Source organism: Acidithiobacillus sp. M4-SHS-6, from assembly GCF_047421495.1.
Lineage (GTDB): Bacteria > Pseudomonadota > Gammaproteobacteria > Acidithiobacillales > Acidithiobacillaceae > Acidithiobacillus.
Genome location: NZ_CP175559.1, coordinates 57,517 through 71,556, shown reverse-complemented (window position 1 = coordinate 71,556; position 14,040 = coordinate 57,517). Strand labels below are relative to the sequence as shown.

14 protein-coding genes and 2 CRISPR repeat arrays are annotated in these 14,040 nt (G+C 58.3%); of the genes, 2 read left to right on the top strand and 12 right to left on the bottom strand.

Features of this window, described 5'->3' with window-relative positions:
* The first annotated feature begins 36 nt into the window (after positions 1-36).
* Both ACJU26_RS00340 and ACJU26_RS00335 read left to right on the top strand, forming a co-directional pair.
* Positions 37-996 (top strand): DnaJ C-terminal domain-containing protein, encoded by a 960-nt coding sequence (locus ACJU26_RS00340; RefSeq protein ID WP_414040588.1) that lies wholly within the window; start codon positions 37-39, stop codon positions 994-996.
* A gap of 17 nt (positions 997-1,013) precedes the next feature.
* Complete coding sequence (locus ACJU26_RS00335; RefSeq protein WP_414040587.1) at positions 1,014-1,301, top strand: chaperone modulator CbpM; 288 nt, start codon at positions 1,014-1,016, stop codon at positions 1,299-1,301.
* An 85-nt stretch (positions 1,302-1,386) separates the two neighbouring features.
* Positions 1,387-2,428: direct repeats of the CRISPR family, unit length 37 nt; unit sequence GTTTCAATCCGCGCCCGGCAATTAAGCCGGGCGATAC.
* Between the two features lie 110 nt (positions 2,429-2,538).
* Here the strand turns inward: ACJU26_RS00335 and istB are convergent.
* The 12 genes from istB to ACJU26_RS00275 all read right to left on the bottom strand — a co-directional run bounded on the left by istB (position 2,539) and on the right by ACJU26_RS00275 (position 14,018).
* Positions 2,539-3,297: an IS21-like element helper ATPase IstB gene (gene istB, locus ACJU26_RS00330; RefSeq protein ID WP_414040162.1), complete on the bottom strand. Its 759-nt coding sequence runs from the start codon at positions 3,295-3,297 to the stop codon at positions 2,539-2,541.
* 17 nt (positions 3,298-3,314) lie between these two features.
* Positions 3,315-4,835: an IS21 family transposase gene (gene istA, locus ACJU26_RS00325; RefSeq protein WP_414041901.1), complete on the bottom strand. Its 1,521-nt coding sequence runs from the start codon at positions 4,833-4,835 to the stop codon at positions 3,315-3,317.
* A gap of 273 nt (positions 4,836-5,108) precedes the next feature.
* Positions 5,109-7,363: direct repeats of the CRISPR family, unit length 37 nt; unit sequence GTTTCAATCCGCGCCCGGCAATTAAGCCGGGCGATAC.
* 187 nt (positions 7,364-7,550) lie between these two features.
* Positions 7,551-7,841 (bottom strand): CRISPR-associated endonuclease Cas2, encoded by a 291-nt coding sequence (gene cas2 / locus ACJU26_RS00320; protein WP_414040586.1) that lies wholly within the window; start codon positions 7,839-7,841, stop codon positions 7,551-7,553.
* Positions 7,842-7,846: 5 nt separating this feature from the next.
* A complete protein-coding gene (gene cas1c, locus ACJU26_RS00315) occupies positions 7,847-8,890 on the bottom strand; it encodes a type I-C CRISPR-associated endonuclease Cas1c (protein ID WP_414040585.1) in 1,044 nt (347 codons plus the stop codon).
* On the bottom strand, positions 8,887-9,516 hold the full coding sequence (gene cas4, locus ACJU26_RS00310; protein ID WP_414040584.1) for a CRISPR-associated protein Cas4: 630 nt from the start codon (positions 9,514-9,516) through the stop codon (positions 8,887-8,889). The genes cas1c and cas4 overlap by 4 nt, the downstream gene beginning before the upstream one ends.
* Before the next feature lie 3 nt (positions 9,517-9,519).
* Entirely contained in the window at positions 9,520-9,762 is a 243-nt protein-coding gene (locus ACJU26_RS00305; protein WP_414040583.1) for a type II toxin-antitoxin system HicA family toxin, read from the bottom strand.
* Positions 9,759-9,965 carry a 2-oxoisovalerate dehydrogenase E1 subunit beta gene (locus ACJU26_RS00300; RefSeq protein ID WP_414040582.1) on the bottom strand — a complete coding sequence of 69 codons (207 nt, stop codon included), beginning with the start codon at positions 9,963-9,965 and terminating at the stop codon, positions 9,759-9,761. Before ACJU26_RS00300 ends, ACJU26_RS00305 begins: the two co-directional genes overlap by 4 nt.
* Before the next feature lie 34 nt (positions 9,966-9,999).
* Positions 10,000-10,968 (bottom strand): type I-C CRISPR-associated protein Cas7/Csd2, encoded by a 969-nt coding sequence (gene cas7c / locus ACJU26_RS00295; protein WP_414040581.1) that lies wholly within the window; start codon positions 10,966-10,968, stop codon positions 10,000-10,002.
* A complete protein-coding gene (cas8c, locus tag ACJU26_RS00290; protein WP_414040580.1) occupies positions 10,965-12,752 on the bottom strand; it encodes a type I-C CRISPR-associated protein Cas8c/Csd1 in 1,788 nt (595 codons plus the stop codon). The genes cas7c and cas8c overlap by 4 nt, the downstream gene beginning before the upstream one ends.
* Positions 12,749-13,417 carry a type I-C CRISPR-associated protein Cas5c gene (gene cas5c / locus ACJU26_RS00285; protein WP_414040579.1) on the bottom strand — a complete coding sequence of 223 codons (669 nt, stop codon included), beginning with the start codon at positions 13,415-13,417 and terminating at the stop codon, positions 12,749-12,751. The genes cas8c and cas5c overlap by 4 nt, the downstream gene beginning before the upstream one ends.
* Before the next feature lie 13 nt (positions 13,418-13,430).
* Entirely contained in the window at positions 13,431-13,763 is a 333-nt protein-coding gene (locus ACJU26_RS00280; protein ID WP_414041999.1) for a type II toxin-antitoxin system VapC family toxin, read from the bottom strand.
* 96 nt (positions 13,764-13,859) lie between these two features.
* Positions 13,860-14,018 carry a type II toxin-antitoxin system Phd/YefM family antitoxin gene (locus ACJU26_RS00275; RefSeq protein ID WP_414040578.1) on the bottom strand — a complete coding sequence of 53 codons (159 nt, stop codon included), beginning with the start codon at positions 14,016-14,018 and terminating at the stop codon, positions 13,860-13,862.
* Positions 14,019-14,040 lie beyond the last annotated feature (22 nt).

Sequence of the window (14,040 nt, the reverse complement as noted above, 5' to 3'; positions counted from 1 at the left end):
TCCCGGTCTGCTATAACCCATGATAAGGGGGAACCATTGGAATACAAAGACTACTACAAAATTCTTGGGGTGGAACGCGGGGCCGATGCCGACGCCATCAAGGCCGCCTATCGCAAAATGGCCCGCAAATATCACCCGGATGTCAGCAAGGAAGCCAACGCCGAAGATCGCTTCAAGGATCTGCAGGAAGCCTATGAGGTATTGAAAGACCCGGAAAAGCGCGCGGCCTATGACCAGTTGGGCAGCAATTGGCGCGCCGGACAGGATTTTCGTCCGCCGCCCGGCTGGGGTGGTCAGGCCGGAGGCTTTAGTGCGGGCGGATTCAGCGGGGCCGATTTTGGTGGCGGCGGCTTCAGTGACTTTTTTGAATCCCTGTTTCGCCAACAGCATGGCGGAGCAGGGGGCTTCCATAGCAGCGGGGGAGGTTTTCGCAGTCAGGGAGAAGACAGTGAAGCCAGCATCCAGATCAGCCTGGAAGACGCCGCACAAGGTGCCCAGCGCGAAATCAACCTGGAAATGCCCAGCATCGGACCCAATGGTCTGATGCGCCGGGAAACCCGGCGCCTGACGGTCAAAATCCCCAAGGGCATCCGCGAAGGCCAGCGCCTGCGCATGGCCGGACAGGGAGCGCCGGGCATGGGCGGAGGACCCAATGGCGATCTTTACCTGCAGGTCCATTTTCAGCCGCACCCCAAATTTCGGGTAGAAGGGGCTGATCTGTATCACGACTTACATATCACGCCCTGGGAAGCCGTGCTGGGCGCCAGCGTCGAGGTCCCCACCCTGGAGGGCAGCGTGCGCATGAAAATTCCGGCGGGGAGCAGCAGTGGCCAGAAACTGCGCCTCGCCCAGAAAGGCCTACCGGGGGTCGGCAACAAACCGGCCGGGGATCTTTACGCTATCATTCAGATTGTCGTCCCGAAAAAAATCGGGGATGACGAAAAGGCCCTGTGGACACAGCTAGGAGAAATGTCCAAATTTCATCCCCGCCGTTAGAGTAAGGAGAGTGCACGATGGTCTCAACACCCATTCACGTCATCGAAGCGGAGCTGCTGGAAGACGGGGACTTTTGTTTTGATCTACCGCGTTTTTGCAGCCTCCTGCATTGCAACGAAGGGGAAGCCGTGCAACTGGTGCGCTATGGGGTGATTCATCCCGAAGGCAGTGGCCCCCAACACTGGCGCTTTCGCAGTCTCGATCTCTATCGGGCCAGACTGAGTCGCCGCCTCGCCCGCGATCTGGAAATCGACCTGGCCGGAGCCGCCCTCGCCGTGGACTTGCTGGAGCGTTTGCGGCATTAGCGACATATATACAGATCAGGCTGAGTTTTTAATCCACATCTCTAGTAAATCGGATAGTCGACATAGTAAGCCCCTGTTTGTTGCCGTTTCAATCCGCGCCCGGCAATTAAGCCGGGCGATACCTTGCGACACCTTAACCGCATCCGTGGCGCAGCTAGTTTCAATCCGCGCCCGGCAATTAAGCCGGGCGATACGTGAACGCCCTGCGTCTTCGTCATTCAGCGTCCAGTTTCAATCCGCGCCCGGCAATTAAGCCGGGCGATACGTTCATATGTGCCTTCCACCGAAAGTAATATGGATGTTTCAATCCGCGCCCGGCAATTAAGCCGGGCGATACCTATCACTTGGGTGGCGAAAAATACCGACTTGCCGGTTTCAATCCGCGCCCGGCAATTAAGCCGGGCGATACAACACGGGCATCATGATTGGCTGTGACTTGAGGGTGTTTCAATCCGCGCCCGGCAATTAAGCCGGGCGATACGCCCGTTTACCCGGAGGGATTCGCGGTAACTTCATGTTTCAATCCGCGCCCGGCAATTAAGCCGGGCGATACTTACGGCATCGCTACGCTGTACTGCGGCGTGATCGTTTCAATCCGCGCCCGGCAATTAAGCCGGGCGATACGCAGGCGCTGGCGGCCATCTACACCCGGCTGGTAGTTTCAATCCGCGCCCGGCAATTAAGCCGGGCGATACAATAGATCAGTGTTCTATAACCACGAATTTCACTCTTGTTTCAATCCGCGCCCGGCAATTAAGCCGGGCGATACTAGCAGCTCTCTGCTTTTGGTCCCTCAACCTACCGTTTCAATCCGCGCCCGGCAATTAAGCCGGGCGATACTAGATGGCGGGTCATCTTCATGCGGGGGGAATAGAGGTTTCAATCCGCGCCCGGCAATTAAGCCGGGCGATACGCCAATTCGTGCCATCTGGCGGTAAAATAATCCTGTTTCAATCCGCGCCCGGCAATTAAGCCGGGCGATACGCGCTGGCGCAAGGCTATCTGGACTGGTTCACGCAGTTTCAATCCGCGCCCGGCAATTAAGCCGGGCGATACGCTGGATACGGTGCCGGACTTTGAACCCTATCCAGTTTCAATCCGCGCCCGGCAATTAAGCCGGGCGATACACGGATACTCCTCGTTTGCGTATTCTATTGATCATGGGCACCAATTCTGGCGATCGTGGGCACCCCTGGAGAGTGAACATTTTGGTCGTTGTGATTTTAAGCACAGGCGGTCACGATGGGTCAACTTTGGGGGTGGTGTCGGGGTCCCGATGACGGCGTAAGGATTCGCCTTTCAGCTCCAGGCGGTGGGCGCTGTGCAGCAGGCGATCCAGGACGGCATCGGCCACGGTGGGCTCGCCCAGATAGTCATGCCAATGATTGACCGGTAACTGGCTGGTAATCAGGGTCGCTTTCTGGTTCACCCGGTCATCGATGATTTCCAGCAGATCACGCACGTCCTCTCCGCGCATGGGGGCCAGACCCCAGTCATCCAGGATCAGCAGGTCCATCTTGGCCAGGGTGTTCAGGTAACGGCCAAAGCTGCCGTCCCCGTGCCGGATCTGGAGCTCTTCAAACAGCCGGGGGAGACGGAGATAGCGGACACTCAACCCCTGCCGGCAGGCTTGCTGTCCCAGGGCGCAGGCCAGCCAGGTCTTGCCGGTACCGGTGGCGCCGGTGATCAGGAGGTTCTGGCCCTGACGGATCCAGGTGTTCTGGACCAAAGAGCGCATCCGGGCGCGTTCCAGACCTCGGGAGGCCCGGTAGTCGATGTCCTCCACACAGGCGTTGTGCTTGAGATGGGCGAGTTTCAGCAGGCGCGTCAGGCGGCGCTGATCCCGGGCACACAGTTCTCGATCCAGGAGCAGACCCAGGCGCTCCTCGAAGGGGAGATCCTGGGCCTGGGGCAGCCGGGATTGTTCTTCCAGGGCTTCGGCCATGGCGCTGAGGTTCAGTTGCCGCAAGGCCTGCAGGGTGGGTTGGTATAACATGGGAGACTCCTTGTCTATCACTGGTAGTAATGGGGACCACGGATATTGTCGTGGGTCGGTAAGGGGGTGCTTGGGGACGCGGGTTCCTGGACCTGATCCATCCCCTGCTTCAGGATGGACTGGATGCTCTGGGTCGTCGGTGAACCGATCTTCAGCGCCCGGGCACAGGCGGCATCGAGACGCTCCTTGCCATAGCGCCGGGAGTAGCTGAGCAGGCCCAGACAGGATCGGTAGCCTTGTTCGGGATGGGCGCGCCGCGCCAGTTGCCAGCGCACCACGTCCCGGGTGGCAGGGCCAATGGACAGTGCCCAATTCAGGAGCCGTCCCGGGGACCACTCCCGGTGTTGCTGGTAGGCCTTGAGCAGGTGTTCCGGGACGGTGCTGTAACGCCCCTGCAGGGTCTGGCGGGGATGGCTGGCCACCCGCTGTTGCTGGTGGAAGATTTCCACCGTCCGGGCACTGACCCGCAGATCGACCCGGGCACTGACCAGGCGATAGGGCACCGAGTAAAAATGCCCCTGATAGGCCACATGGGAGTCAATGCTGACCTTGGCGCTTTTCCAGACCGCAAACACATAGTCCTGTGCGGGCAAGGGCTGCAGGGCCGGTTGTTCCAGGGATATGAAGGCGCTGTGGCGGCTGCCGGGTAGCTGCTTGAAGGGGCGCTGATTGAGGTCCTCCAGCAGGCGGCGGATCTCCCTGTTGAGATCCATCAGCGAGAAGAACTGGTGGTGGCGCAACCGCGCCAGAATCCAGCGCTCCACCACTTGCACGCCGACCTCGACCTTCGCCTTGTCTTTGGGTTTATAGGGGCGTGTCGGCAGCACTACGGTCCCGTAATGCCCGGCCAGATCCCGATAGCTGCGGTTGATCTCGGGTTCATAGCGGGAGGCCTTGGTGACCGCCGCCTTGAGATTGTCGGGGACCAGGAGAGTCGGCACTCCGCCGAAGTACCGGAACGCCCGGACATGGGACCCCAGGAAGTCCGGCAGACTCTGGCTCCAGGTGGCCTCGCAATAGGTATAGCTGGAAGCCCCCAGCACCGCCACAAAGATCTGGGCCTGCCGGATCTCGCCGGTGCCCGGGTCCACGACCGCTACCATAGGCCCCGCATAATCAATGAAGAGTTTTTCGCCCGCCACATGCTGCTGACGCATGCTGGTTTTGAGGCGGGCTTTCCAGCTGCGGTAATGGACACAGAACTGGGAGTACTGGTAGGTGCGCTCGCCCGGGTGGGCGGCCACATACTCCTCCCAGAGCAGTTGCAGGGTCACGCCCTTGCGCCGTAATTCCGTATGGATCTGCGCGAGGTCGGGCAGGACCGGCCGGGACGCCGGGAGCGGCTGGCGGCGCGGGTTCAGCCGCTGTTCTACCTCCACGACCGTCAGCCCCTCCGACAGAGGCCACCCTATCTGGGCTTCCGTCGCCCGTTGCAGATACTTGCCCACGGCCCCCTTGGACAATCCGCAGGCGCGGGCTATTTGCCGCTGGCTACAACCGGCGGCGTGTAATCGCAGGATCTCGATAATCGCTTTCATGGTCATCCTCGGTGTGGGCATGCTGGATCTCCTCTAAAAAGGACCCAGAATGCCGCTCAAGCCAATGAATGACCAAAATGTTTTTTACTCCACAGAGGAATTTCCGCAGGCCATTCTGGCATCGTGGGCATCGATTCTGGAAAATCGCGCAAACTGCCCACGATCCGCCAGAATCACTGCCCACCATCGCCCAGAATCACCGCCCACGATCATTCAGAATGACTGCCCACGATGGGCCAGAATACGCATCGTTCGTAGCCGTTTCAAAAAAATGTTTCAATCCGCGCCCGGCAATTAAGCCGGGCGATACTTCTCATCGGGGGTGGATATGGCTTCGACGTAGGTGTTTCAATCCGCGCCCGGCAATTAAGCCGGGCGATACGCTGTGACATCTTGTCATGAGTGTCCCGGTTTTCCAGTTTCAATCCGCGCCCGGCAATTAAGCCGGGCGATACCCATTGGATGAGCGTGATATATTATGGGTACGAAAAGTTTCAATCCGCGCCCGGCAATTAAGCCGGGCGATACGGATTGGAATTTGTAGTCATCCCCTGGTTGAAGGGTTTCAATCCGCGCCCGGCAATTAATCCGGGCGATACAGAAAGGGCAAAAGACTTGATAGAGGAAGATTGAGTTTCAATCCGCGCCCGGCAATTAAGCCGGGCGATACTTGGCGAGGAATACGGGCAGTTTAAAAACGACAAGTTTCAATCCGCGCCCGGCAATTAAGCCGGGCGATACTTATGTCGAAATTCAGTGGGAAGAGGAATTGGAGGTTTCAATCCGCGCCCGGCAATTAAGCCGGGCGATACGCGAATTGGTGGCGAAAGTGGAACACCTGACGAAGGTTTCAATCCGCGCCCGGCAATTAAGCCGGGCGATACGCAACGGCCTTCTGGGTCAGCACGCCTACCTCCATGTTTCAATCCGCGCCCGGCAATTAAGCCGGGCGATACTGGATGCGGAAAACTATCAAAAATTTGGAAACTGGTTTCAATCCGCGCCCGGCAATTAAGCCGGGCGATACCGAGTGGTCCTTTTGACTATCCTAGTAGTGCTTCGGTTTCAATCCGCGCCCGGCAATTAAGCCGGGCGATACGGATTACAGCCGTATTTATTTTGTACCTGTTTTGGGTTTCAATCCGCGCCCGGCAATTAAGCCGGGCGATACTGCGAAGCCCTATCCTCACGATAAGACATACGTTGTTTCAATCCGCGCCCGGCAATTAAGCCGGGCGATACTCATTTTTTCGTGCTCCCATTACCTGATTGTAAAGTTTCAATCCGCGCCCGGCAATTAAGCCGGGCGATACAGTAGGCGCGGGCACGACTGTTCGACAACTGCTCGTTTCAATCCGCGCCCGGCAATTAAGCCGGGCGATACGTACGGTAGTGCCCGCACCTACTCCGGTTTTGGGAGTTTCAATCCGCGCCCGGCAATTAAGCCGGGCGATACGCCAAACGATCCTGCACTGGATCAACAAGTTCATGTTTCAATCCGCGCCCGGCAATTAAGCCGGGCGATACAATCGCTCATGGATGGCATGGGCATGCCCGAAAAGTTTCAATCCGCGCCCGGCAATTAAGCCGGGCGATACTTGCGTCGCTGCGTTATTGATGGCGCTGGAAAAGGTTTCAATCCGCGCCCGGCAATTAAGCCGGGCGATACCCTTACGCGCCCGCGAATTCGGTGACGTTGATGTTGTTTCAATCCGCGCCCGGCAATTAAGCCGGGCGATACATGGGGATTTTTGGCATGGGTTTTGACGATGCAGGTTTCAATCCGCGCCCGGCAATTAAGCCGGGCGATACGTGCTGGACTGATCGTTGTTCATGACGCGAACTTTGTTTCAATCCGCGCCCGGCAATTAAGCCGGGCGATACTTGTCCTGGTCGAATCACAGGGCGAACGCAAGATGTTTCAATCCGCGCCCGGCAATTAAGCCGGGCGATACCAAGGCAATAACCTGACCACCAGAGGGCTTCAAAGTTTCAATCCGCGCCCGGCAATTAAGCCGGGCGATACGAACCAAATGCGGGTGCGTTGCCGATCAGCGTGTAGTTTCAATCCGCGCCCGGCAATTAAGCCGGGCGATACGTAAAGCGATCAAAACGGCATTGTCATTCCTGATGTTTCAATCCGCGCCCGGCAATTAAGCCGGGCGATACAGAGGTGAATCTTAAAATCGAAAGCCCCTAGCTTGTTTCAATCCGCGCCCGGCAATTAAGCCGGGCGATACCTGCTGCCCGTCGGTGATCTCGCGCAGCCACGCTTGTTTCAATCCGCGCCCGGCAATTAAGCCGGGCGATACAGCGACTGGTTGATGTTGCCCATCTGAGTCTCCAGTTTCAATCCGCGCCCGGCAATTAAGCCGGGCGATACCCCCAGGGCTTCGGCGTCCTGCTCGCGCTTGGCATTGTTTCAATCCGCGCCCGGCAATTAAGCCGGGCGATACCACAAGGCGCCGATACTGAGTGCTTTGATCTTCATGTTTCAATCCGCGCCCGGCAATTAAGCCGGGCGATACTCCACTCGCGCAACCCATGGTTCCAGAAGTGGAATTTGGCATTTTGACGCGAAACTCACTGCTTGAGCAAGTCCGGACGCCAGTCCGCCGAAGGCTTTGAAGTATAAATCTTTAATTTTCAAAGAGCTGCGTTGAGCGCGAACCCTCCGGGAAAACGCGGGATACTTGGGGTTCGCGAACTTGATCATCAGATCACCAGAGGGCCATTGAAATCAATGGAGCGGAAGTTGCCATATTGTTTGATTTTCAAGTCGGAGGGCTCGGTAAGCCGATAGAAACGTAGATTGTCCTGCTCTTCATCGATTTCTGCCAAGAGCCGTCGTTCCAGATCTTCATACTGCATGGCATTGACCTTGCACTCAAATACGGATTTTTGCACCCGCTGCCCCACGCCTTCACAAACTTTTGCCACGCGCCGCAGCCTACGACGCCCAGCGGCGGTCTCGGTGGATACGTCATAAGTTACAATGATGAGCATCTGTATCACCTTGCCAAAAATGGTAGATAACCGTCCATCTCACCACGCAGAGCACGAGCCATAATCCGTGCCTGGATCAATGGCAACAAGGTCAATGGTAGCTTCTGTTCCAGCAGAGGATGGGCCATCTCTACTTGCTTGCGCTCTTGCCAGGCTGTCAAAACAGTACGGCGACCCTGATCATTGAGCATAACCGCACCACCCTCACGTTCGTCAAAATCAGCCACTTTCAACTGGCCACGGTTGATCAAAGTGAGGGCCAAGCGGTCCGCAAGAATGGCACGAAACTCTTCCTGAAGGTCCAGCGCCAACGCAGCACGGCCAGGACGGACAACATGGAGGAAGCCGATCTGTGGATCGAGCCCGACTGCTTCCAGAGCGGATCGACAGTCGTTCATGACTAGGGCGTAAAGAAAAGAGATCAGGGCGTTGAAACGATCCAGCGGTGGGCGACGAGTGCGGCCATCGAGTTGGAAGGCTTCTCGCATGGCAGGTTTGACAATCAGATTGAGGCCAACAAAATAATTCCGGGCGGCTTCCCCTTCGATGCCGCGCAGTTCATCGACCGTAGCAGCGACCTTGGTGGCTCGTAGTGAGGCTGAAAAATTATCGGCTATGCGGGTCAATGTGGTAGTTTCGTCGTTATCCTGCGTTTCGCGGGCGCCACGCATGAGCACGGTACGGCTGTTTTTGAGTTTACCTGCCACAATAGTCCGAGCAATCGTCAAGGTCGAGTCTGGCTGTTCGGACTGTCGAAATTGGGCTTGTCGCAACAGAACGTTGCCACTGGTACCGCCTTCCAGCCGGGCTTTGAAACGCCCGTGCTCATTGAGCAAAACCAGGCTTTTCCCCTCGTCAGCCAAGCGGTGCATGAGGCCGGGAGAAACCAGGACATGGCCAAAGCAAACCAGACCATCCAGATGATGCAGAGGTACCCGCAGGCGGGTTTCCCGCTCCACCTCGATACGCACGGTGTTGTTGTCCAGATGGGCGTAGGCCTGGGGTGTGGTAATATAGAGGGTGTTGAGGAGGGTGTGCATCGGACTCATTCCTCTTCTTGGCCGTACAAATCAGCCAGCAGGGCGTGTTGCCGCGAGAGATTCGCCATGGCTTCGGGTTGACAAGCTTCCTTGAGGGAGCATTCGCGGCAACGTTGATCGTTGACTGGCGGCGGAAGCGCGCCGGAAGCCAGCATGGCGCGTATGGCATCGGCAGTTTGCACGACGAGTTCGCGCAGGGCTGGGGTGATGGCGACTTCGCGTCGGCGGCGGCTGCTGGCATGGTAAATGGCACCCTGCGGGACAAGACGCCCCAGCATGTCTTCCAGACACATGGCCTGGGCTGCGAGCTGGATGTCGTCATGCGTTTTCTGACGTTTGCGGCCGTGCTTGAACTCCACCGGGAAGACGGTGCCATCGGGACGGAATTCCACCAGATCGGCTTTGCCGATCAGACCCAAACGATCCGACCACAGCGGCAAGGCGCGTTCGACCCGTACCCCGGAGCGAATCTCATATCCCGGATCATCCACCAGTTGATGCACAGCCTGACCGCGCGCGGTGTGAATGTTGTCTTCAAAGACTTGTTCCAAGTGGATCAAGGCGCATTGGCGTGGGCAATAGGCCCAGTGTTGCAAGGCGGAGAGGGGAATCGGGTCGTCCTGACGTTCGGCCATGAGTCAAGCCAGGAGTAGTTGCAGCAATGCTTCACGCGTCATGCCCTGATGCTCAGCCACGGCGTCCAGAATCGACGCCAAGGTCCCGATCCGCAGCGGGTCATGGTTGGGAATGGTGACATGATGCTCGCCTCGTTCCCGGCTAGTTAGGCGAAGGTGGCTCCCGGTTTGCCGCGTAGCGTGATAACCCAGTCGCTCCAACCGCTTGACAAGGTCTGAGCCTGAAAGATCACGCGGTATCCTCATGCTACCAGCACTTCCTCGCGGGTGATGTGCAGGCGAATAAGGCGCGGCATCTGCTCCGGGTCGAAATGGCAATGCACGGCGTCGCGCACCTGGGCATGCAGGCCTTCAATGTTCTCCGATTCGGTAAAAATATCCGCGCCTATAGCGCGGGCAACATAGCCCCCTTCGGGGGCTTGTTCGACGATGAAGTGAATTTCGGTCATGGGAAACCTCTGTGTTTCGTTTAATGCTGCCCCTTCAAGCCAGGCGCTGCAGGGTGACGCCATTACCGAGAGTTAGCGCACTGCCCATCTCAATGGCTTGGCCGTCAAAGCATACGTCGTAATCGCCGAAACTGCGTGGCACATCGCTCCTTTCGCTCCGCTGGATACTGAGCCGATCAAACAAGAAGTGCGCGGGCGCGTTGCCCAACTCAGAGTCGTGCTTGAACACATAGAGCCCGCGCGTAGCCATCTCGCCCCGCGCAGCCGAACGGTCGTGTTCAAACATCTGCCCGAGTGCCTGCCACAGCAGTTGCAGATCGTCTTCGCCAAAGCCGGTCTGTTTGGCTAGAAAGCTGGAAACGAACCCGTGAGCAACGTAAAGCCCGTATGGCACGGTGTGCTTGCGGCCCATGGTGCGGTTGTCACCATCCTGTTTTTCAGCCTCGGCTTCCGTGGCCACAGCCATGCGGGTGATCGAATGCTCCTGTGCGATGATGGGATCAACCGAGCGCGCGAAGGTGAGCTGCACCGGGCCGCGCACTTGGCCGCAGTTCACGCCAGTGGACATCACCGCGCCGAAAGTACGCACGTCGAAGAAGTTCTGGCACATCCAGTCGCGCGCCTTATTGGCGTCGTCTCCGCTGCCCTTGCGCTTCTTGTCCTTGGTTGCTTTTTTGTCAGAGGCGACTTCCGTGGGTTCTTCGGGCGCGGGTGCGTCGAGTTTCAGCGCGCTGTACGCACGCTGGTGCTGCAGGTTGAGGATGGCTTTCTCGCGCACGTAGATTTCACGGCGCATCTCGCCCGGCTGCGGGTCGCGCGGATCCTGATCCTGCGTCATCGCGACGAAGTTGCGCACCTTGCGCTTAAGCGCCACATCGGTGACCAGACCGTGGCCAGTCTCCGCATCAAGTCGCGGCAGGTTACCCGCGTCCGGGTCACCGTTTGGATTGCCATCTTTTACGTCGAAGAGCAGCACGAAGTCATAGCGGTTGGCAAGGCTCATTGGGATTCCTCCACATTCTTGGGTTCGGATTTGGTGAAAAAGGCTTGGCGCTGCTGGTAATAGCCCAAGGCGAAGCGGGCTTGGTCCGGCAGTGGCAGGATGCGCGGCGGGAAGCTGGAAGCATCGAAGCCGTCCATGATTTCGCCGATCAATCGCTCGCGGCTGATCGCCAGCCCGGTGGACAGCTTGCCCAAGTGATGCTTGGACAGGCGCAGCAGGGTGGAGAACACGGCGGCCGGCGTGCTGGAGGCGGCGCCGTAGTAACGATCTCGGATGGAGGCGTTGAGTCGGCCGGGACCGCCTGCCGCATCTTCCTGGATGCGCTCTAGGGTTGCGAACAGTCGGCCTAACCGGTAGCCGGGGTTGGTGTTGGCAAGATCAAGCATGGGCAGAAACTCCTTCTCATGGCTTTGGCGAAAACGAATCCAGCGATTGAGGCTGGCTTTGAGGATGGCGGCACGTGCGTAGCTGACCTGTTGTTCGGCGCGGCAGCGGGTCACCGCGAGGTTCATCAGCGTTCGCGGATACGGCAGACCTTCCAGAATGGCACGCATAACTTCGCCGCCGAGATTGGGTGGGATGTTGTCTGCTTTGTTCAGTAGCGCAACTGCAGTCAGCAACCGAAATAGCGAGAGATAACGCGGCTCGTAGTCGGCGTGAACGATATCGATGTCGTCGAAATGTTGCTTGATGCGTTGTGCCAGTTCGGTGGCGGTGTTGGTTTCCCAGAAACGGATGGCGATGCGTGCGGCGTTAGGGGCGAGGCCCAACACATGAAAACGCGTGTCCGGCCCGCCAGCGGTGAATTTACCGGAGTGGACAGCAGAATACAGTGCTTCCACAGCGCGGACGCTTCGGTCAGGGTCGTCCTTGGGCGGGTCGCCAAACAGATCGGGAATCGCGCTTTCGAGGGCATGGTCTTCTTCCGCCCAGAACACGGTCGAGGCATCGCCGACCTGGATGCGCTGGCGCGAATCGCGCGCCAGCAGGTGATTCAGCGCCGTGGTGTAAGCAAAAACCGCTGCCTTGCCCAGAGGCGCGTTGGCTCCTTGCAATTTGCCGTAGGAATTGAAAGCGTCGAGATTGAACGACACGATATTTGCGCCCGAAGTCTGTGCGCCCCACACGCCCTTGATCGCCGGATGCAGCCGCTCGATGGCGGCGGCCTCGTTACGAACCAGACAGAGGCCGTCGGGCGCGGCATCGCTGCTGGCGGTTGCTGCGCCGACCACTGCCGTGCGCTGGCAGACAAGTCCGAAGTCGCCGCTCAAACGAAAACTCAACACCGGGTTGCTCGCCTGAATGTCGGCAAAGGCCGGAAAGCGTTCGAGCGTCGATAGTTCCAACGTGTCTAGAAAAGCCAGCACCGCTCGCACGCCTGCATCGTCCTGCGCCGGGGTGGGCAGCGCGGCGATCTTGCTGCGAAATACGGCGCGCATTTCGGTCAAGCGCTGGCGGTAGTCGGTTTCCTTGTTTTTCTTGCGGCTCTCGTCGAGCTTTTTGCTGTCCGGCACGCCGAGCACGTATTCGGCGTTGTCCCAGAACAGATTGGCCGCGACGCCCGATGTTTTTTTCACGCTTTGCGGAACCAGAAAGCGTTGGCCGATCTTTTTCTTGCCTTCATAGCTGCGGGTATCGGTGATGTCCAGCAGCGCCCCGCTGGCGTCGAGTTCCAGAACGAACGGGATTTCCTTATCTTCCAGCCCGTCCGCCGGCAAACGCTTGGCCGGGTCGGGGTCGGCCTGTTTGCGACGGTAATAGGCATCAAGCGCTTGCAGAATCATGCGCGCACCTCTTCGCTGTTCCAGGCGGGAACCTCTACGACACCGCTTTCAAGCTGTGCGCGGAAAAAACGCGGCTGCGGGTCGGCAGACGCGGAAAAATCCAGATCGTGCAACATGAAGCCCAAATCGCGCGTCTCGTTGATGGCGGCGAGTTCGGCCTCGGGCGCATTGACCAGCCGGAAACGCGCGGCGAATTCGCGGCAACCGAGATAAGGCTGGTTGACGCACTGGCCGCGGCTTGCGCGGCGCTCGAACATTTCCTGATATTTCATCGCCGTCGCACTGGGGTCTCGCTCGCGCAGGAACTCAAGATCGGCGTGGACGCGGTAGGCGACGTCACGGAGGAAGAGCCCTGCGCGCTGTTGACGATCGTCCTCGATGTACAACCCAAGACCGCCCGTGCCGTTCTTCATGGCGGTTTCGACATTGCGGGTGGACACCACACTGGCCACCTCGTTACGCCGCAGGTTGATCCAGCGGATAGGCTTCAGCACTTCGATGCGGCGGACATGCCAACGGATGGCGGGCTTCCACAGGATGGTCTCGAAACAGGCGCGCGCGGCGGAGGGTGTCATCACATCGTAGCTCACGCGCTCGACCTTCATTTCTGGTCGGGTAAAGCAGGCATAATCTCCCGAAAGTTCAAGGCAGTAGGTCTTCGTCATACGTCCTCCAAAATCACGCCGCCAGCACCTTGACGTGCCCCGCCTTGCCGTAGTCCAGGATTTTCTGGTCGCGGGTGACCAGCTTGTAGCCGCCGACGCGAGCCGTGGCGACCAGAAGGCGGTCTGCGGGATCAGCGTGGAAAGTGCTGGGAAGCTCATTACATTCAACAGCGATAGCTGGATCGTTGAGGGCAAGCAGCCGTATCGCCAGGTGTGACAACAATTGTTCGATCCAGGATTGTGTGGGCATGTCCAAATTCAGCCGTCCCTTGGCGCTGAGCATCGCTACTTTCCACACTGAAATAAACGAAATATGCCGTCGGTTGCCATGATTGGAACGATCCAGAAGTTTCAGTATTTCGGGTTTGAACGCGTTGAGAATGCAGCCCAGGGGTCATGCGGCACATTGATGATGCCACACCGACGATTTTTCCAGTGCCTGTCATGTAACCAAAAACCGACGTGGTTGCTCTTCTTCGATGGGCATGACTCGTGCAAACGGCTTGTCACGCTTAGTGATGGTGAGCGGCTCATCTGTGTAGGCAACTTCGTCAAGCATCTTCAGGCATTTGGCCTTGAACTCGGCGGCGTTGATGTTCATGGAAGGCTCCACATAACCATAT

What these genes read in the sequence shown, in the direction of transcription:
- ACJU26_RS00335 (WP_414040587.1), top strand. Translation starts at nt 1,014, where the DNA reads ATGGTCTCAACACCCATTCACGTCATCGAAGCGGAGCTGCTGGAAGAC.
- istB (WP_414040162.1), bottom strand. Translation starts at nt 3,297, where the DNA reads ATGTTATACCAACCCACCCTGCAGGCCTTGCGGCAACTGAACCTCAGC.
- istA (WP_414041901.1), bottom strand. Translation starts at nt 4,835, where the DNA reads ATGAAAGCGATTATCGAGATCCTGCGATTACACGCCGCCGGTTGTAGC.
- cas2 (WP_414040586.1), bottom strand. Translation starts at nt 7,841, where the DNA reads ATGCTCATCATTGTAACTTATGACGTATCCACCGAGACCGCCGCTGGG.
- cas1c (WP_414040585.1), bottom strand. Translation starts at nt 8,890, where the DNA reads ATGAGTCCGATGCACACCCTCCTCAACACCCTCTATATTACCACACCC.
- cas4 (WP_414040584.1), bottom strand. Translation starts at nt 9,516, where the DNA reads ATGGCCGAACGTCAGGACGACCCGATTCCCCTCTCCGCCTTGCAACAC.
- ACJU26_RS00305 (WP_414040583.1), bottom strand. Translation starts at nt 9,762, where the DNA reads ATGAGGATACCGCGTGATCTTTCAGGCTCAGACCTTGTCAAGCGGTTG.
- ACJU26_RS00300 (WP_414040582.1), bottom strand. Translation starts at nt 9,965, where the DNA reads ATGACCGAAATTCACTTCATCGTCGAACAAGCCCCCGAAGGGGGCTAT.
- cas7c (WP_414040581.1), bottom strand. Translation starts at nt 10,968, where the DNA reads ATGAGCCTTGCCAACCGCTATGACTTCGTGCTGCTCTTCGACGTAAAA.
- cas8c (WP_414040580.1), bottom strand. Translation starts at nt 12,752, where the DNA reads ATGATTCTGCAAGCGCTTGATGCCTATTACCGTCGCAAACAGGCCGAC.
- cas5c (WP_414040579.1), bottom strand. Translation starts at nt 13,417, where the DNA reads ATGACGAAGACCTACTGCCTTGAACTTTCGGGAGATTATGCCTGCTTT.
- ACJU26_RS00275 (WP_414040578.1), bottom strand. Translation starts at nt 14,018, where the DNA reads ATGAACATCAACGCCGCCGAGTTCAAGGCCAAATGCCTGAAGATGCTT.